This window comes from Corallococcus sp. Z5C101001 (assembly GCF_007352635.1).
GTDB lineage: Bacteria > Myxococcota > Myxococcia > Myxococcales > Myxococcaceae > Corallococcus > Corallococcus silvisoli.
Genome location: NZ_VKLU01000012.1, coordinates 1 through 19254, shown reverse-complemented (window position 1 = coordinate 19254; position 19254 = coordinate 1). Strand labels below are relative to the sequence as shown.

Below are 19254 nucleotides of genomic sequence, written 5' to 3'. Positions count from 1 at the left end.
GTGTCGAGCGCCCGCGCGCTCAGTACGGCTTGTCGCCCTTCTCCAGCCCGAAGCCAGAGGTCGGCGCGTGGACTCCGTTCACGGTCGTGCCTCCGTTGTGGATGCTGGGGAACACGGGCTGCATGTTCTGAGGGAAGCCGAACGTGGGCTTGGTGAGCGCGTCGAGCCGAGCCAGCTCCTCGGCCGTGAGCTTCACGTCGAACGCCCTCACGTTGTCTTCGAGCTGCGCGATCCGCCGCGCGCCGATGATGGTCGAGCTCACGCCCGGCCGCGACTGCACCCAGGACAGCGCCACCCGCGCGACCGTGCTCTCATGCGCGCGGGCAATGGCCTCGAGCGCGTCGACGAGGGTGAACGTCTTCTCGTTCAGGTAGGGCTGGAGGAAGGCGCCTCGGTCCCCCTTCGTCTGTCCCACGTTCGAGCGCGTGTACTTGCCGCTGAGCGCCCCGCTCTTGAGCGGCGACCAGGGCGTGATGCCCAGCCCGTGCTCCAGGGCCATGGGCACGAGCTCCTGCTCGACGGTGCGCTCGAGCAGCGAGTATTCGATCTGCAACCCGATGAAGGCCGACCAGCCCCGGAAGCGCGCGAGCATGTTGGCCTCGACGATCTTCCAGGCGGGCGTGTCGGAGACCCCCAGGTAGCGCACCTTGCCGGCCCGGACCAGGTCCTCCAGCGCGGCCATCGTCTCGTCGATGGGCGTGTGCACGTCCCAGTTGTGCAGCCAGTAGAGGTCGATGTAGTCGGTCTGCAGGCGGCGGAGCGAGTTCTCGCACGCGGCGATGATGGACTTGCGGCCGGAGCCGCCGCCGTTCGGGTCCCCTGGATAGAGGTTCCCGCTGAACTTCGTCGCGATCACCAGGCGCTCGCGCCGGGCGGCGTGGCGCCCGATGTGGTCGCCGATGATCTTCTCGGAGTGGCTCTTCGTGTAGAAGTTCGCGGTGTCGATGAAGTTGCCGCCCAGCTCGATGTAGCGGTCGAGGATCCGCTGGGACTCCTCCACGCTCGAACCCCAGCCAAGGTCCTCACCGAACGTCATCGCGCCAAGGCACAGCGGACTCACGCGCAGGCCGGAGCGGCCGAGCGTCACATAGTGGTCGAGAGACATGGGTTCTCCTCGAACGTGATATCGTTCGAAAGCGAAGTTGTTTAAGTCGGAACTGATTTAATTTTGTACCAATTTCCGCGCAAGGCCCAATGTCGAAGATCGACCCGGCGAAGATCTGGTCGCTGAATTACCGCCTCATGATGTCGGTGATCACGAGCGTCACCCCCGACATCGCCGCCCTGGGGCTGGAGGCGAAGGAGCTGTTCGTGCTCACGGAGGTGGACGAACACCCCTACCCCGCGGAGCTCGCGACGACCCTGAGCATGCCCAAGCCGACGGTCACGGTGTACGTGAAGCGGCTCGAGGCCGCGGGCTTCCTGCGCCGGGAGATCGACGCCATGGACCTGCGGCGCCACCGGCTGCAGATCACCCCCGCCGGGCGCAAGGCGATGCATCAAGGAATCGCGCTGCTGTCGGAGGCGTACGGAGCGCGGCTCGGACGGCTGAGCGCGGCGCAGCAGGCGGAGCTGCGGACCCTGCTGGAGAAGATGGGCTGACGCCCCTGCCCGGCGCCCCCGCACGCTCGCCTTCGACTCCTGCCTGGGAAGACGTCCGCCCGGCTGCTTGAATCCAGCGGTTCTGCTGGTACGTATTCCTCATCGGTCGCCGAGGCGGGCTCCGCCCGGCCGGAGGTTCCCTGGACATGTGCACGCGTCGCGAGGGTGGAGCGGTTCTGGGTGCGGTGGTCGGTCTGATGCTCGCCGCGTGCGGCGGGGACAAGGTGAAGGTCCAGGGGCACGTCACCAACGGAGGGGGCCAGCAGACACAAGGGCTCACCGACGGTGCCCCCGCGCTGGGTGGGGAGGGAACGGCCTCGGCGGCCACCACCGTGCGGATCAGCCGCGTGGTGGCGAGCGGGGACCTGAACACGCTGGCGAAGGCCGACGTCGCGGCGGACGGCAGCTACACGCTGGAGCTGGATGACGTGGGCCAGCGGCTGATCATCGAAGCGGTGAACAAGTCCGGCATCACCGTGGCCTCCGCCCTGCTGGACTCCACGGAGCCCAGGTCCGGACAGGCGGCGCGCACGGCGCCGCCCATGACGAGCGAGTCCTCACTGGAGGCGGAGGTCTTCGTCCAGATGGTGCGGGACGGGGACGCTGCGGGGAGCGTGGACACGGTGGACCTGCGCACGCGGCTGACGGCGGAGCAGGCGGCGGCGGTGCGCGGCCAGACGAAGGAGACGGCGGCACAGTCGGTGGCGGCGCTCGGCGCGGCGGTGCGGGCGGCGCAGGCGACCCGGCTCAAGGCGTACGCGCGGTCGGGAGCCCTGGTCACGCAGGAGGGGCTCTTCAACGCGTCGCTGGCGCCGGCGGCGAAGCTGGACGCGGCCCTGGACGCGGGCGGGCAGGCCGCGGCGGGGGCCTATGACACGTTCTTCGCGGAGGTGCGCACGGCCACGCCGGAGGCGAACGACACCCAGGACCAGCAGGCGGAGCGGGAGGCCGGCATGGCGTACCGCATCGCGGTGGAGGCGCGGCTGTCGTCGGGCGCGGGGAGCGCGGTCGCGGATGCCGCGGTGCGAGCCGCCGCCGTGCTGGAGGCCCGCGCCACCGAGGCCGCCGCGCAGGCCGTGCTCAAGGGCTCCGGCGCCACGGCCGCGGTGCTCGCCCAGGCGGACACCGCGGCCACGTCGCTGCGCGAGGGCCTCTCCAGAGCCACGTCGGCCAGCGCGTCCGCGATGGAGTGGGCGAACTACAGCGCAAAGCTCGGCACCGGCAACACCGCGTCCGTGATGGGGGCGCATCTGGGCGTGACCAGCGACACCAACCTGGCCTTCCTGTCCGCGATGCACACCGGCGTTCAGGCGGGGGGGACGCTCGCTGGCACGCTGGGCACGCTGCGGGAGCAGTCCGGCAAGGCCACCGCCGCGGCGCTCGCGGAGGCCGTGGTCAACGCCTACGCCACCTACGACGCCGCGGTGCGGACCGACGCCACCGGCGTCCTCACCGGCTTCGGACCGAAGGCGGCCCCCAGCGTGGAGCTGCTGATCATCTCCGAAGGCGCATTCCGCCTCCGCTAATGCCCAGGCACCCGGGGGCACCTCAGGCGGCCCTCCCCTGCTCCTCCCGCCGCAGCGCGCGGTCCAGCACGAAGGTCCCGAACGGCACCAGCGACGCGCCGAACGCCATGAGCGAGCGGCGCGTCGGCCACCCGTGCTCGGCCGCCACCCGGAACAGCGAGGACACGAAGAGCAGGAACAGGAGCCCGTGGACGCTGCCCGCGATGCGCACCGCCAGCGGCTGGCCCCCCAGGTACTTCACCGGCATCGCGATGAAGAGCAGCCCCAGGAAGGACACCCCTTCCAGGAAGGCCACCCACCTCAACTGCCGCAGCGCGCTCATGGGTCCACCCCGGGCCAACGCGGCCGGAAGATCATCAGCACCAGCACGAAGAAGAACGGCACGGCCGCCAGCAGCGCCCCCACCCAGGTGCGCCGCTCCCGCGACGCCATGGCGACCAGCGACAGCTGCGAGACCAGCGACAGCGACAGCCCGCCCAAGATCCACGGCTCCGTCAGCGCCACGTTGAGCTGGAGCGTGAGCAGGTAGCCCGCCGTCCACGTCACCACCAGCCCCGGCGACGCGATGGCGTGCACCGCGCGCTTGCGGTCGAGCGCGGACGTCGCGGCCAGCGCCCCGACGAGCCCTCCTCCGTAGAGCACCACGCCCACGAACTTCAGCAGGAGCAGCAGCCGGTAGGTCACCATCCGCCCCCTCCTCCGCTCCGCGCTCGCCTGCCCCGCGTCAATGTCGGACCCCGTTCGCGCCGTGGCGGCCACCGCCATGGGAGTCCCGTCCCCATGGCACGCGGCGCATGAGCGAGGCGAGTGGCGGAAACGCCAGACTTCGACGACTTCCCGCCACGCCCACGGCCTTGGCGGAATCCCGGCGCGCTGGCATCTTCCCGCCATGCACACCGTGGCCATCGTCGCGCTGGAGGGAGTGGTGCCGTTCGACCTCTCGATTCCCACCGAGGTGTTCGGCCGCGTACGGCTGCCCGGCGGCGGCGAGGGCTATCAGGTCCGCGTCTGCGGCGTTTCACCCGAGGTCCACGCCGGGGCGTTCGTGTTGAAGACCCGCCATGGGCTGTCGGCGCTGGCGCGCGCGGACACCATCATCCTGCCCGGCATCGCGGACGTCTCCGCCCCGGCGCCCCCCAGGCTCCTGAGCGCGCTCCGCGCCGCGGCGACCCGGGGCACGCGCATCGCGTCCATCTGCTCGGGGGCGTTCCTCCTGGCAGCGGCGGGGCTGCTCGACGGGCTTCGCGCCACCACCCACTGGCTGGCCACGGAGGAGCTGGCCCGGCGCCACCCGGCCATCCAGGTGGACCCGAACGCCCTCTACGTCGACAACGGACAACTGCTCACCTCCGCGGGCGCCGCGGCGGGACTCGACCTGTGCCTGCACCTGGTGCGGCGCGACTACGGCGCCGCGGTGGCGGCGGACGCGGCGCGGCTCGCCGTGATGCCGCTGGAGCGTGATGGGGGCCAGTCGCAGTTCATCACCCACGCTCCCCCCACGCCCGAGGGCGCGTCGCTGGAGCCGCTGCTGCGCTGGATGGAGGACCACCTCCACCGGCCGCTCACGCTCCAGGCCCTGGCGCGGCGGGCGGCGCTGAGCGAGCGAACCCTGAGCCGGCGCTTCCGGGAACAGACGGGCACCACCCCGCTCCAGTGGCTCCTGCGCGCCCGCGTGCGCCGCGCCCAGCACCTGCTGGAGACCACGGGCCAGTCCGTGGAGGCCGTCGCGGAGAAGGTGGGCTTTGGTTCAACGACCACCTTCCGCGACCACTTCCAGCGCTTCGTCACCACCAGCCCCCTGGCCTACCGCCGCGCGTTCCGAGGCGGCACCCGGCCCGCGCCGCGCTGAGGCGCTCAGTGCTGGTGGCCGAAGCGCACTTCGACGCCGGGGTGCGCCGCGACGAACGCGCGCAGCTTCTTGAAGCTCTCCACGCCCCGCGGCCCGTCCTGGGTGAAGCTGCCCGGCTCCACGTCGTGCTCCCAACCCCAGCGCGTGTGACTGGCGTCGCCCAGCAAGAGCACCGGCCCCTTCGTCGAGCGCACCAGGTACGCGGTGCTGCCCGGCGTGTGCCCCGGAACCCAGAGCGCCCACACCGACCCGTCCCCGAAGACATCCACCGCGCCCTCGAAGAGGCCCTGGGGGTCGGCGTTGAAGCTCCACTCCGACAGCGCCGGCTTGCCCTCCAGCGCCCGGTCCGTGGCGCCCTGCACCACCAGGTTCACGAACGCGCGCTTGGACGCCTCCCCCGGCCCGGTGAACACGGGCGTCCCCGCGGGTACATCCGCCATGCCCGCGATGTGGTCCGGGTGCAGGTGCGTGAGGAAGACACCGGCCAGCGGCTGCGACTGCCCCGCCAGCCACTCCCCCAGCGGCGCGTACACCTTCATCTTCCCCATGTGCATCGCGTTCGCCACCATGCCGCGCATCGCCGAGCGGTCCGGCGCGTCCCGGAGCGCCGTCTCCACCCCCGTGTCCACGATGAACAGCCCGCGCGTCGGGTGGCGCAGCGCGTGGAAGAAGACCTGGATGGGTTCATCCCCGTCCTCCAGGTGCGCCGCCTTCGCCGTGGGGTGGTCCAGGTTGATGAGGCCACCGCGCTCCACGCTCCAGTCGCAGGAGGTCACCGTCTCCAGCTCCACCGGCCCCGGCTCGTCCAAGTGCGCGAGCACCGCGTCCGCGGACCGCGCCACGCCGAGCGCGGACTTCTGGACGTCGTGGGAGGACGTGGCGCAGCCGGTGCCGAGGGCGACTCCAGAGAGGCAGAGCACGAGCAGGGAGGACTTCATGGCGGGACTCCTTTCCGGGCGCGGGGCACCGGTGGTTCAGGACAGGCGGGACCATGCGCGATGCGCTGATGGATGGGAATCCACGAAAATGGCATGATGCCATCCATTCATGGATATCTCCTGGGATGATGCCCGGCTGTTCCTCGCCATCGCGGAGACGGGCAGCTTCAGCGGCGCCGCGCGGCGGTTGCGCATCGGCCAGCCCACGGTGAGCCGGCGGCTGGCCGCGCTGGAGTACGCGGTGGGCGCGGCGCTGTTCCGCCGGGGCGTGGAGGGCGCGGCGCTCACGGCGGCGGGCGAGCGGCTGGTCGTGCCCGCGAAGAAGATGGCGGAGTGGGCCGGGGAGCTGCACCGCGCGGCGGAGTCCACGGACAGCTCGCCCCGGGGCATCGTGCGCGTGACGGGCACGCCCTACTTCAGCTTCGACTTCCTCGCGCCCTTCGCGGCCTTCGTCGCCCAGAAGCACCCGGGCCTGCGCCTGGAGGTCCAGTCCCAGATCCAGTACCTGGACCTGGTGCGCGGGGAGTCGGACCTCGCGCTGCGCGGCCGGCCTCCGACGAGCCCGGACCTCCAATGCGTGGACACGCTGGACGTGCCCAACGCCGTCTTCGTCTCCAAGGCCCTCAAGGCCCGGCTGCCAAAGAAGGTGACGCCCCAGGATTTGCCCTGGGTGGCGTGGTCGCCTCCCTTCGAAGCGGTGCCGCCCAACCCCCAGCTGGAGACGATGATCCCCGGCTTCACGCCGTCGTTCACGGCGGACAACTACCTGGTGTTGGTCGCGGCGGCGGAGGCCGGCCTGGGCGCGCTGGTGATGGCGCGGATGTCACACCGCTTCACACGCGCGACGCAGCTGGTGCCGCTGGAGGTGGAGCTGGGGCCCTTCTCCCGGAGCCAGACACACCTGGTGTGCGCGAAGTCCGCGTTGGACATCCCGCGCGTGCGGCGGGTGTCGGAGCTGCTGGTGGAGGAGTTCCAGCGGATCCGCGCGCATCGATGAAGCCCCCAAGCGCCAGCGGCCCGCGTATGGTTCCCCCATGCAATCCGTTCGTCCCGCCGCCGCATCGTATGTCCTCATCGACGCCGAGAACGTCGACTGGGCCGTCTCCAACATCGTCGGACGCAAACCCGAGCCCCAGGACCGGGTTCAGTTCGATCGGCTGGTCGCCTTCTGCGACACCTACTTCCCCAAGCCGGTGCGCTGCGTGGTGGTGCTCAACGCACGCGGAGAGCAGCTTCCGGACGCGATGATTGGCTTCGTGCGCGCGCTGAAGTCCGCGGGCTGTGAGGTCGCGCTGCTGCACGGCCGGCCGGACCAGAAGGTCGTGGACCTGGGCATCCTCAAGCTCCTGGAGAACATCCGCACCCAGCGTCCGGGCGCGGCGGTGGGTCTGGCCAGCCACGACGGCGCGGACTTCGCGGAGGCGCTCAAGCCGCTCCTGGCGGAGCAGCGTCAGGTCGCGGTGCTGGGGCTGCGCGAATACGTGAGCCAGCGCTTCCGCGAGCTCATGCCGTCGGGCCTCAAGGTGGTGGACCTGGAGCTCAACGCCCGCGTCTTCCAGCGCCCCCTGCCTCGCCTGTTGCCGGTCAACGTGGACGAGTTCGATCCTTCGCTCTTCGTCTAACCGCGGTCCCCTTCCCGGAGTCGGTCCATGTCCTCCAAGCCCCTTCCCGCGCGCGGCGCGGTGTCCGCCGCGCTGCATGCCCTCCTGGAAGCGGAGTGGCAGTACTCACTCCAGCAGTACCCCACGTATGCCTCGCTCCTGGGGGACCGGCGCTGGAACGACCGGTGGGACGACCTGAGCCTCGCCGCGCTGGAGGCGGATCACCGGCACAGCCACGACGTGCTGGCCCGCCTCCAGGGCGTGGACCGGGCTGCCTTGGACGACGACGCGGACCGGCTCCACCTGGACCTCTTCCGCCGGATGCATGAGACGTGGGTGGAGGAGTACGGGGCGAAGTGGCACCTTCTGCCCCTCAACCAGATGGGCGGACTGCCGGAGGGGCTCAAGCAGCCCCCGGGGCTCCAGACGGCGTACCAGCTCGCGGACACCCTGCGCTTCGAGACGGTGCGGGACTACGAGGACTGGGTGAAGCGCCTGGAGGGCTTCGGCGCCTACGCGGATCAGGTGGTGGCGCTGATGCGCGAGGGCCTGCGCCAGCACCGCATCCACCCGCGCGTCGTGCTCCAGCGCATCCCGCCGCAGTTGGAACGGCAGCTGGTGAAGGACCCGGCGGAGAGCGGCTTCTTTGGCCCCTTCACCCGCCTCCCGAAGGACTTCGCCCCGGAGGACGCGCGGCGGCTGGCCCAGGCGGGACGCGACGCCATCGCGAACACCGTGGTGCCCGCGCTCAGGCGCGCGCTGGACTTCCTCACGGCGGAGTACCTCCCCGCGGCGCCGGAGACCGTGGGGGTCTGGCAGTTCCCGGACGGCGAGGCGCTGTACGCGTTCCTCGCGCGCCGGCACACGACGACGCGCCTGACACCGGAGGAGATCCACGCGGTGGGGCTCGCGGAGGTCCAGCGGCTGCGCGCGGAGATGGACCGGGTGATGGCGCGCACGGGCTTCACCGGCACGCTGCAAGCGTTCTTCGAGAGCCTGCGCACGGAGACGCGCTTCTACGAGCCCACCGGGGACGCGCTGCTCGCGCGCTACCGGGCGCTGGCGAAGCGCATCGACCCGCTGCTGGAGCGGCTGTTCCGCACCCTGCCGAAGAAGCCCTACGTCGTCGAACCCATCCCGGAGGCGATGGCCCCGGACGTGACGACAGGCTTCTACTTCCCCGCGGCGGCGGACGGCTCGCGCCCCGGCATCTTCCAGGTGAACCTCTACCGTCCGGAGACGCGGCCCGTCTGGGAGATGGTGCCCCTGACGCTGCACGAGGCCGTGCCCGGCCACCACTTCCAGATCGCCCTGGCCTCCGAACAGACCGAGCTGCCGGAGTTCCGCCGCTTCACGTCCTACGTGGCCTTCGACGAAGGCTGGGCGCTGTACTGCGAGTCCCTGGGCGACGAGCTGGGCCTGTACGACGACCCGCACGACAAGTTCGGCCAGCTCGCCTACGAGATGTGGCGCGCGGTGCGGCTGGTGGTGGACACGGGGCTGCACGCGAAGCAGTGGACGCGCAAGCAGGCCCTGGACTTCTTCATGGAGAACGCCCCCCGACAGGAGCTGGACATCACCAACGAGGTGGACCGCTACATCGCGTGGCCGGGCCAGGCGCTGGCGTACAAGGTCGGCCAGCTGCGCATCCGGGCCCTGCGCGACCGGGCGGAGGCCGCGCTGGGCCAGCGCTTCGACGTGAAGGCGTTCCATGATCAGGTGCTGCTGACGGGCTCGCTGCCGCTGGACGTGCTGGAGGCGAAGCTGGACGCGTGGGTGGCTCGGGAGTCCGCGTGAAGCGCCCGCTCGTCACCGGGCTCGCGTTGGGCGGACTGGCGCTGCTGGCGCTGGCGGCCTGGGTCGCGGTGCGCAGCGCGCGCTACATCTCCGCGGAGGTGCATCCCCCGCGTCAGCCGGTGGAGCGCCCCCCGGAGGACGCGGTGTTCGCCGGCCTGCGCGACGTCGCGTTCCAGGACCGTGGCGGCCTCCAGCTCAAGGGCTGGTACCTGCCTCCGAAGGACGGGGCGCTCGTCATCCTGGTGCATGGCCTGTCCGGCAACCGCACCCAGCTGCTGCCCGAGGCCCGGTTCCTCGCGCAGGCCGGCTACGGGCTGGTGCTCTTCGACCTGGGCGCGCACGGCGAGAGCGGAGGCACGGTGTCCACCTACGGCGACCGCGAGGCGGCCCAGGTGGTGGCGGCGGTGGACTTCGCGGCGAGCCAGCCAGAGGTGGACGCGAAGCGCATTGGCGCGCTCGGCTTCTCGTTGGGGGGCTATTCGGTGCTGAAGGCGGCGGCGGAGGACGCGCGCCTCAAGGCCGTCGTGGTGGAGGCCGCGGCCGTCGCGCCCGCGCAGGCGCTCCAGGACGAGCTGGGACACTGGGGCCCCGTGGGCCTGTGGCCGGCCCTGGGGGTGATGAAGCGAGCGGGCGTGGACGTGAACGCCGTCCGGCCCGCTCGCGACATGGCCGCGCTGGAGGGCCGCCCCGTCCTGCTGGTGGCGGGCTCGGAGGACCCCTGGGTGCCGGACGCGGCGCTGGAGACGCTCCTGCGCCAGGGCCAGGGTCCCTGGGAGAAGTGGCTCGTCCCGGGCGCGGGCCACGGCGACTACTTACGGGTTTCCCCGGATGCCTATCCTCGCCGCGTGCTTTCCTTCTTTTCGCGCTTTCTTTGAATGCAGGGACGTGAGTCCAGTCGAGGGGTCGTCCGCCTGACAGGAATCTGCCCGGACGCGATCCTTCCGCCACGACATGGCATGCTCCCGGTCCTGGGTTGGCCCGTCTTTCCCATCCTCTACACGTCAAACGCTTGAATCCAGATGGTCGGATGGCCCTGGGGGATAAGTCCTTGGACGCAGCGGTCCTGCAGACAGTGGTGGCACGCTTCACCGCGCAGGCGTCCCGGACGCCGGACGCCGAGGCGGTCCGGTTCGAGGGCACGGGGCTGACGTACGCGCAGTTGGATCGCCGCTCCAACCAGCTGGCCCACCACCTGCGGGACCTGGGCGTCACCACGGACGTGCTCGTCGGCGTCTGTCTTGAGCGGTCGGTGGAGATGCTGGTGGCGGTGCTGGCCGTGCTCAAGGCTGGCGGGGCCTATCTCCCGTTGGATCCCGCCTACCCCGCGCCGCGTCTGGCTTTCATGTTGGGGGACGCGAAGGCGCCGGTGCTGCTCACCCAGGCGAAGCTGCGCACGGGGCTGCCTGCGTTCGCGGGCCCGGTGCTGTGTCTGGATGAGTCCCCCGCCCTCTTCGCCCCGGAAGCCAGGGCCACGCCGGTGGACGCGTCAGGCCTGGAGGGGCTGGCGTACGCCATCTACACGTCGGGCTCCACGGGGACGCCCAAGGGCGTGGCGATGGGGCACCGGCCCCTGGCCCACCTCATCGCGTGGCAGTTGGGCCAGTCGGTGGCGGGGCTGGGAACGCGGACGCTCCAGTTCTCCCCGCTGTCGTTCGACGTGTCGTTCCAGGAGCTGTTCGGCACGTGGTGCTCCGGCGGCACGCTGGTGCTGGTGCGGGACGCGCTGCGGCTGGACGCGGTGCTGCTGCTGGGGCTGCTCGCGGAGGAGCGCGTGGAGCGGCTGTTCCTGCCCTTCATCGCGCTGCAGAACCTGGCGGAGATCGCCACCGCGCACCAGAAGGTGCCGACCGCCTTGCGCGAGGTCGTCACGGCGGGTGAGCAGCTCCAGGTGACGCACCACCTGCGCGCCTTCTTCGCCGCGCTCCCGGGCTGCGCGCTGCACAACCACTATGGCCCGTCGGAGACGCATGTCGTCTCCAGCTACGTGCTCCGCGGCGCTCCGGAGGCATGGCCCGCGCTGCCGCCCATCGGGAAGGCGCTGGACGACTGTGAGCTGCTGGTGCTGGACGAGCAGCGGCGGCCCGTCCCCGCTGGCGAGTCCGGCGAGCTGTACCTCGCGGGCGTGTGCCTGGCGCGCGGCTACCTGCACCGCGAGGCGCTGACGGCGGAGCGCTTCGTCCCGCATCCGCTCAAGCCCGGCACCGGTGAGCGCGCGTACCGCACGGGGGACCTGGCGCGGGTGCTGCCGGACGGCGACGTGGAGTTCCTGGGCCGCATCGACGGACAGGTGAAGGTGCGCGGCTACCGCATCGAGCTGGGCGAGATTGAAGTCGCGCTCGGGAGCCACCCGGCGGTGAAGCAGGTGGCGGTGGTGGCGCGCGAGGACGTGCCCGGCGACAAGCGGCTGGTGGCCTACGTCGTCGCGGACCGCACGCTGGAGTACGCGGCGGGGGCGCTCCGGCGACACCTGTCCACGCGGGTCCCGGACTACATGGTGCCCTCCGCGTTCGTCGTGCTGGAGGCCCTGCCGCGCACGCCCAGCGGGAAGATCGACCGCCGGGCCCTGCCCGCTCCGCTGCCCACGCGCCCGGAGCTGCAGCAGGCGTTCGTCGCGCCGCGCTCGCCGCTGGAGCGGACCCTCGCGGACGCATGGGCGCAGCTGTTGCGCATCGACCGGGTGGGCGTCCACGACAGCTTCTTCGAGCTGGGCGGCAACTCGCTGCTGGCGCTCCAGTGCGTGGCGCGGCTGCGGCAGGCGCACGGGCTGGAGATCCCCATCGTCCAGCTGTTCCAGTCCCCCAGCGTGGCTCAGCTCGCGGCGGTGCTGACGGGCGACGGCGCGCGGCCTTCGCTCAAGCAGCAGGTGGAGGCGCGGCAGGCGAAGCGCCAGCAGGCGGCGGGCGGCACGGGCGGCGCGGAGCCGGTGGCCATCATCGGCATGGCGGCCCGGTTCCCGGGCGCGCCCGACGTGGAGACCTTCTGGAAGAACCTGGTGGACGGCGTGGAGTCCGTCACCCCCTTCACGCGCGAGGAGGTGGACCCGTCGGTGCCCGCCTCTGAACGAGACGCCCCCGAGTACGTGCGGGCGCGCGGCATCCTGGACGGCGTGGAGCTGTTCGACGCGGCCTTCTTCGGCATCATGCCCAAGGAGGCGCAGGTGATGGATCCGCAGCAGCGCCTGTTCCTGGAGACGGCCTGGGAGGCACTGGAGTCCGCGGGCTGCGTGCCGGAGACATACCCGGGCCTCATCGGTGTCTTCGCGGGCACGCACAACAACAGCTACCAGCCGCTGCACGTGCAGCCCCGGCAGGACATCGTGGGCCAGGTGGGCGCCTTCCAGGCGATGGTGGCCAACGAGAAGGACTACGTGGCCACCCGCGTCGCGCACAAGCTGGACCTGCGCGGCCCGGCGCTGTCGCTCAACACCGCGTGCTCCACGTCGCTGGTCGCGGTGGCGCAGGCGTTCTGGGCGCTCCAGACGCACCAGTGCGACGTGGCGCTGGCGGGCGGCGCGTCGGTGACGGTGCCGCAGAAGTCCGGCCACCTGTACCAGGAGGGCGGCATGCTCTCCCAGGACGGGCACTGTCGGCCCTTCGACGCGAACGCCACCGGCACCCTCTTCAGCGACGGCCTGGGCGCGGTGGTGCTCAAGCGCCTGTCGGACGCGCAGGCGGACGGCGACGTCATCCACGCGGTGCTGCGCGGCGTGGCCGTCAACAACGACGGCGCGGCCAAGATGAGCTTCGCGGCCCCGGGCGTGGAGGGCCAGGCCACGGCCATCGCCACGGCGCACGCGAACGCGGGCATCGACCCGCGCACCCTCCGCTACGTGGAGGCGCACGGCACGGCGACGCCGCTGGGCGACCCCATCGAGGTGGAGGCCCTGTCGCAGGCGTTCCGCGCGCACACCACGGACACGGGCTTCTGCGCCATCGGCTCGGTGAAGAGCAACTTCGGCCACCTCACCGCCGCGGCGGGCGTGGCGGGTCTGCTGAAGACGGTGCTCTCGCTGAAGCACCGCGAGCTGCCGCCGACGCTGCACTTCCAGACGCCCAACCCGAAGATCGACTTCCCGCGCAGCCCCTTCTTCGTCCAGACGCGGCGCTCCGCGTGGCCGGAGGGCGAAGGCCCCCTGCGCGCGGGCGTCAGCTCCTTCGGCGTGGGCGGCACCAACGCGCACGTCGTGGTGGAGGAGGCCCCCGAGCGGCCCGCCTCCGGTCCGTCGAAGCCGCGCCAGCTGTTGACGCTGTCAGCGAAGTCGCCCGCGGCGCTGACCCAGGCGGCGCGGCGGCTGGCCGCGCACCTCCAGGCGCATCCGGAGACGCCGCTCGCGGACGTGGCGCACACGCTCGCCACGGGCCGCAAGGCGTTCGCGTTCCGGCGAGCCGTGGTGGCGGGGACGCACGAGGAGGCCGTGAAGGCGTTGACGGCGGCCGAGGCGGAGGCCTCCGCGCTGGAGTCCACGCCCCCCGTCGCGTTCCTCTTCCCCGGCCAGGGCTCGCAGCATCCGGGCATGGCGCAGGGGCTGTACCGCCACGCGCCGGCCTTCCGCGCCACGGTGGATGCCTGCGCGGAGGTGCTCAAGCCGCTGCTCGGACGCGACCTGCGCGAGCTGCTCTTCCCGAAGGATCCGGAGTCGCCCGAGGCCGCCGAGGCGCTGCGCCAGACGTCGTTCGCCCAGGCGGCGCTCTTCACCGTCGAATACGCGCTCGCGCAGCTCTGGTGGAGCTGGGGCGTGCGGCCGGGCGCGCTGGTGGGCCACAGCGTGGGCGAGTTCGTCGCCGCGTGCCTCGCGGGCGTCCTCACGCTGGAGGATGCGCTGCACCTGGTGGCGAAGCGCGGCCAGCTGATGCAGGCGCAGGCGCCGGGCAGCATGCTGTCGGTGCGCCTGTCCGCGGAAGCGGTGGCCTCCCGGCTGCCGGACGGCCTGGCCATCGCGTCGGACAATGGACCGCGGCTGTGCGTGGTGTCCGGCCCCACGCAGGCCGTGCAGCAGCTCCAGGCCACGCTGGAGGCGGAGGGCACCGCGTGCCGGTTGCTCCAGACCTCCCACGCGTTCCACTCGCCGATGATGGACTCCGCGGTGGCGCCGTTCCTGGACACGGTGAAGGGCGTGCGCCTGTCCGAGCCGCGCATCCCCATCGTCTCCACCGCGACGGGCACCTGGCTGAAGCCTTCCGAGGCGACGTCTCCTGAGTACTGGGCGCGGCACCTGCGCGACACGGTCCGCTTCGCGCCCGCGCTGCGCACGCTCTGGGACCAGGGCGACTGTCTGATGCTGGAGGTGGGCCCGCGCGTGACCCTGGGCACGCTGGCCCGGCAGCAGGCCACGGCGGAGCAGCGCTCGCGGGTGTTCACGTCCCTGGGCGAGTCCGGCGGCGATGGCGCTGACTGGAGCGCCCTCCTGGGCACCGTGGGCCAGCTGTGGCGCCGCGGGGTCCCCCTGGACTGGAGGGCCTTCCACGCCGACGAGCAGCGTCAGCGCGTCACCCTCCCCACCTATCCCTTCCAGCGGCAGCGCCACTGGATCGACCTCGAGCGGGCCGTGGTGCCCGCCCCCACACCCTCCACCGGAGCCGCCGTGAGTCCCGCCCCTGTTCCTCGCGCTGAACGCCTTGTCCCCACCCTGCGCAACCTGTTCGAGGAGCTGAGCGGGCTGGAGCTCGCCGACGCCGATCCGGGCGCGAGCTTCCTGGAGCTGGGGCTGGACTCGCTGGTGCTCACGCAGGCGGCGCTCGCGGTCCAGAAGCAGTTCGGCGTGAAGGTGACGTTCCGGCAGCTCCTGGAAGAGGTTGCGTCCCTGACCCAGCTGGCCACGTTCCTCGACGGCCGCATGCCGCCGGAGGCCGCACCGGCGGTCGCCACCGCGCAGCTCACCGCGAACGTCCTCGCGCAGCCACAGGTGGCCCCCGCGCAGGCCGGCGGCGCGTTCCCCGCGCAGCATCCAACCGCGCCCCTCCCGGGCGCGTTCCCCGCCCAGGCCCTGGGCGCGTTCCAGGCCCAGGCGATGGCCGCGCCCCCCGGGACGATCCAGGCGGTCGTCGCGCAGCAGCTCTTCCTGATGACCCAGCAGCTGGCGCTCCTGTCCGGCCAGACCGCGCAGCTCCAGGCCGCGGCTCCCTCCGCGCACGCGCCGGAGGCGGTCCCGGTCCAGGCGGCATCCCCAGCGGCCCAGCTCGCCCCCAGCGCGCCGGCCCCCGTGGCCTCCGCCGCGCCGGACGAGGCCGAGCTCAAGGGCCCGGTGAAGTACGACGTCAAGAAGGCGTTCGGCGCCATCGCGCGGATCAGCCTGGCGCCGAAGGACGCGCTCACGCCCCGGCAGCAGACGTTCCTGGAGGACTTCACCCGCCGCTACAACGCGAAGACGCAAGGCTCCAAGCGCTCCGCGCAGGAGAACCGCGGACAGCTGTCCGACCCGCGCGTGGTGACGGGCTTCCGCCCGCTGCTCAAGGAGCTCATCTACCCGCTGGCGGTGAACCGCTCCAAGGGCTCGCGGCTCTGGGACGTGGACGGCAACGAGTACCTGGACGCGCTCAACGGCTTCGGCTCGGTGATGTTCGGCCACGCGCCGGACTTCATCACCCAGGCGGTGCACAAGCAGGTGGACGACGGCTACGAGCTGGGGCCCATGCACCCGCTGGCCGGCGAGGTGGCGAAGCTCGTCTGTGAGTTCACCGGCGCGGACCGCGCGGCCCTCTGCAACACCGGCTCCGAGGCGGTGATGGGCGCGATGCGGATTGCCCGCACCGTCACCGGCCGCAGCACGGTGGCCATCTTCTCCGGCAGCTACCACGGCATCTTCGACGAGGTGCTGGTGCGCGGCACCAAGAGCCTGCGCACCGTGCCGGCCGCGCCGGGCATCATGGCGGGCGCGGTGCAGGACGTGCTGGTGCTGGACTACGGCACGCCGGAGTCGCTCGAGATCCTGCGCGCTCGCGCGGACTCGCTGGCCGCCATCATGGTGGAGCCGGTGCAGAGCCGCCGGCCGGACTTCCAGCCCCGTGAGTTCCTGCACCAGCTGCGCGACCTCACCCAGAAGTCCGGCTCCGTCTACATCTTCGACGAGGTCATCACCGGCTTCCGCATGCACCCGGGCGGAGCGCAGGCGGTGTTCGGCGTGCAGGCGGACGTGGCGACGTACGGCAAGGTCGTGGGCGGCGGCATGCCCATTGGCGTCATCGCGGGCAAGCGCCCCTTCATGGACGCGCTGGACGGCGGCGACTGGCGGTTCGGCGACGAGTCCGTGCCCTCGGTGGGCGTGACGTACTTCGCCGGCACGTTCGTGCGCCATCCGCTGGCGCTCGCCGCCGCGAAGGCCGCGCTGGAGCACATGAAGGCCGCGGGCCCGGAGTTGCAGCGCGGCGTGAGCGCGAAGGCGGACACGCTGGCCCGCACACTCAACGCGTTCTTCGACGAGGTGGGCGCGCCCCTGCGCATCAAGCACTTCGGGTCGCTCTGGAAGACGTTCGTCACGGCGGACATCGCGCACGGGGACCTGCTGTTCTGCCTCCTGCGCGACAAGTTCATCCACATCTGGGACGGCTTCCCGTGCTTCTTCACCACCGCGCATTCGGAGGCGGACGTGCAGCGCCTCATCACCGCGTTCCAGGACAGCGTCACGGAGTTGCAGGACGCGGGCCTCCTGCCGGGCACGGCCCGTCCCCAGCCGCAGGCCGCCGCCGCGCTCGACTCCAGCCAGCCCCCCGTCCCTGGCGCCCGCCTGGGGCGTGATCCGCAGGGCAACCCCGCCTGGTTCGTCCCGCACCCCACGGTGCCCGGCAAGTTCGTCAAGTTGAGCGAGACCCGATGAAGACCTCCGTCACCCCGCCGCACGACATGCCTGACGACTTCGATCCGTTCGCCGGGCCCGCGCTGCTGCTGACCGCGCCTTCCACCGAGCCCCAGCGCGAGGTGTGGACCGGCGTGCAGATGGGCCCGGACGCCTCGGCCGCCTTCAACGAGTCCATGTCCGTGCGGCTGCACGGTCCGCTGGACGTCGAGAGCCTGCGCGCCGCGCTCCAGGACCTGATGGAGCGCCACGAAGCCCTGCGCACCACGTTCAGCGCGGACGGCCTCACGCTGTGCGTGGCCGCCACCACGCCCTTCCCGCTGGAGGTCCTGGCGCTGGACGCGCTGTCCTCCTCCGAGCGTGACGACCGCGTCGGGGAGCTGCTGGCCCACGAGGTGGAGACGCCCCTGCCCCTGGAGACCGGCCCGCTGCTGCGCCCGCGCCTCGCGAGGCTGGGCGCGCAGGAGCACCTGCTGACGCTGACCGCGCACCACATCGTGTGCGACGGCTGGTCCATGGCGGTGATGCTGCGCGACCTGGCGACGTTCTATTCGGCGCACGTTCGGCGGACCCCGCACACGCTGGCGCCCGCGCCCACGTTCAGCGACTACGCCCGCGCGCAGGCGAAGCTGGCCACGACCCCGGAGTACGCGGCGCATGAGCGGTACTGGCTCCAGCGGTTCTCCGGGACGCTGCCGGTGCTGGAGCTGCCGCTCGACCGGCGCCGCCCGCCGTCGAAGACGTACAGCTCCCGGCGCGAGGACTGCGTCCTGGAGCCGGCGCTCGTGGAGCAGCTCAAGCGCGTGGGCGCGCGCCACGGCGGCAGCTTCTTCACCACGCTGCTCGCGGGCTTCAAGGCGCTGCTGCACCGGCTGACGGGACTGGAAGACGTGGTGGTGGCCATCCCCGCCGCGGGCCAGTCCGTGGCCGGACTGAAGGACTTGGTGGGCCACTGCGTGAACGCGCTGCCCCTGCGCAGCCAGGTGTCCGCGGAGGCGCCCTTCACGCAGGTGCTCAAGCAGCTGCGCACCACGATGCTCGATGCGTACGAGCACCAGGAGTACACGTTCGGCACGCTGCTCAAGCAGCTGGCGCTGCCGCGCGACCCCAGCCGCCTTCCGCTGGTCAACGTGCTGTTCAACGTCGATCAGGCCGTGACGGGCGAACAGCTCGGGTTCCAGGGCCTCACCTGCACCCTGGCGAGCAACCCGCGCCACTTCGAGAACTTCGACCTCTTCATCAACGCGGCCGAGGCCCATGGCCGCGTGGTGCTGGAGTGCCAGTACAACACCGACCTCTTCGATGGCGCCACGGTCCGCCGCTGGATGGCCTGCTACGAAGAGCTGCTGCGCGGCGTGGTCGCCAACGCGGAGACCCCGCTGTCGCGCCTGCCGCTGCTGCCCGAAGCCGAGAAGCAGCGCGTGCTGGTGGACTGGAACGCCACCGCGAAGCCCTTCGACCGCGAGGCCTTCGTCCACACCCTCGTCGCCGCACAGGCCCAGGCCACGCCCGACACAGTCGCCCTGCGCTCCGGCGACGTCACCCTCTCCTATCGCCAGCTGCTCCAGCGCGGCCATCAGGTCGCTCACGCCCTCCAGCAGCAGGGCGTCACCCCCGGTAGCCTCGTCGGCCTCTTCACCGAGCGCGGCCCCGACATGGTCGTCGGCCTCCTCGGCATCCTCGAAGCCGGCGCTGGCTACGTCCCCTTGGACCCGGGCTTCCCGCCTGAGCGCCTCGCCTTCATGGTCGACGACGCGAAGCTCTCCACCATCCTCACGCAGCAGGCGCTGGTGGCGGCCTTGCCGTCCACCACCGTGAAGCCCCTGCTCATCGAGGACACGGCGTCCCAACCCGAGTCCGCGCCCCCAGCGCCGGAGGTCTCTCCGGAGGCCGTGGCGTACGTCATCTACACGTCGGGCTCCACGGGCAAGCCCAAGGGCGTTCGCGTCCCCCACCGCGCCGTCGTCAACTTCCTCGCCTCCATGCAGGAGGCCCCGGGCCTCTCTCCCCACGACGTCCTCCTCGCCGTCACCACCCTCTCCTTCGACATCGCCGTCCTCGAGCTGCTCCTCCCCCTCACCACCGGCGCACAGCTCGTCCTCGCCTCCCGCGACACCGCCTCCGACGGCGCACTCCTCAAGGCCGCCCTCGA

At 71.8% G+C, this 19254-nt stretch carries 13 protein-coding genes; 9 read left to right on the top strand and 4 right to left on the bottom strand.

Going from position 1 to position 19254, the window contains the following annotated elements:
- Positions 1 to 19: 19 nt before the first annotated feature.
- Complete coding sequence (locus tag FOF48_RS25750) at positions 20 to 1105, bottom strand: aldo/keto reductase (protein ID WP_143905629.1); 1086 nt, start codon at positions 1103 to 1105, stop codon at positions 20 to 22.
- Positions 1106 to 1194: 89 nt separating this feature from the next.
- Between FOF48_RS25750 and FOF48_RS25745 the strand changes: the two genes are divergently transcribed.
- Both FOF48_RS25745 and FOF48_RS25740 read left to right on the top strand, forming a co-directional pair.
- Positions 1195 to 1602, top strand: a complete 408-nt coding sequence (locus tag FOF48_RS25745) for a MarR family winged helix-turn-helix transcriptional regulator (RefSeq protein WP_186002070.1) — start codon at positions 1195 to 1197, stop codon at positions 1600 to 1602.
- A gap of 146 nt (positions 1603 to 1748) precedes the next feature.
- A complete protein-coding gene (locus tag FOF48_RS25740) occupies positions 1749 to 3128 on the top strand; it encodes a hypothetical protein (protein WP_143905627.1) in 1380 nt (459 codons plus the stop codon).
- Between the two features lie 22 nt (positions 3129 to 3150).
- Here FOF48_RS25740 and FOF48_RS25735 read toward each other — a convergent pair whose 3' ends face one another.
- Entirely contained in the window at positions 3151 to 3450 is a 300-nt protein-coding gene (locus FOF48_RS25735; protein ID WP_143905625.1) for a DUF3817 domain-containing protein, read from the bottom strand.
- Positions 3447 to 3815 carry a hypothetical protein gene (locus tag FOF48_RS25730; RefSeq protein ID WP_143905623.1) on the bottom strand — a complete coding sequence of 123 codons (369 nt, stop codon included), beginning with the start codon at positions 3813 to 3815 and terminating at the stop codon, positions 3447 to 3449. The genes FOF48_RS25735 and FOF48_RS25730 overlap by 4 nt, the downstream gene beginning before the upstream one ends.
- Before the next feature lie 202 nt (positions 3816 to 4017).
- On the opposite strand from FOF48_RS25730, the gene FOF48_RS25725 reads away from it, so the two are divergent.
- The gene (locus FOF48_RS25725; protein WP_143905621.1) at positions 4018 to 4977 is read left to right on the top strand and encodes a GlxA family transcriptional regulator; all 960 of its coding nucleotides are present in this window, start codon (positions 4018 to 4020) and stop codon (positions 4975 to 4977) included.
- A gap of 5 nt (positions 4978 to 4982) precedes the next feature.
- Here the strand turns inward: FOF48_RS25725 and FOF48_RS25720 are convergent, their stop codons facing one another.
- Complete coding sequence (locus tag FOF48_RS25720; RefSeq protein ID WP_143905619.1) at positions 4983 to 5915, bottom strand: MBL fold metallo-hydrolase; 933 nt, start codon at positions 5913 to 5915, stop codon at positions 4983 to 4985.
- Positions 5916 to 6024: 109 nt separating this feature from the next.
- Between FOF48_RS25720 and FOF48_RS25715 the strand changes: the two genes are divergently transcribed.
- The 6 genes from FOF48_RS25715 to FOF48_RS25690 all read left to right on the top strand — a co-directional run.
- Positions 6025 to 6912, top strand: a complete 888-nt coding sequence (locus tag FOF48_RS25715) for a LysR family transcriptional regulator (protein WP_143905617.1) — start codon at positions 6025 to 6027, stop codon at positions 6910 to 6912.
- Positions 6913 to 6949: 37 nt separating this feature from the next.
- Complete coding sequence (locus FOF48_RS25710) at positions 6950 to 7537, top strand: NYN domain-containing protein (protein ID WP_143905615.1); 588 nt, start codon at positions 6950 to 6952, stop codon at positions 7535 to 7537.
- A gap of 27 nt (positions 7538 to 7564) precedes the next feature.
- On the top strand, positions 7565 to 9313 hold the full coding sequence (locus tag FOF48_RS25705) for a DUF885 family protein (RefSeq protein WP_143905613.1): 1749 nt from the start codon (positions 7565 to 7567) through the stop codon (positions 9311 to 9313).
- On the top strand, positions 9310 to 10188 hold the full coding sequence (locus tag FOF48_RS25700) for an alpha/beta hydrolase (protein WP_186002069.1): 879 nt from the start codon (positions 9310 to 9312) through the stop codon (positions 10186 to 10188). Before FOF48_RS25705 ends, FOF48_RS25700 begins: the two co-directional genes overlap by 4 nt.
- Positions 10189 to 10361: 173 nt before the next feature.
- Positions 10362 to 17123 (top strand): polyketide synthase, encoded by a 6762-nt coding sequence (locus tag FOF48_RS25695; protein ID WP_186002068.1) that lies wholly within the window; start codon positions 10362 to 10364, stop codon positions 17121 to 17123.
- Positions 17120 to 19254 (top strand): condensation domain-containing protein (locus FOF48_RS25690; protein ID WP_143905607.1); only part of this gene is annotated, 2135 nt, incomplete at its 3' end. The genes FOF48_RS25695 and FOF48_RS25690, both read left to right, overlap by 4 nt.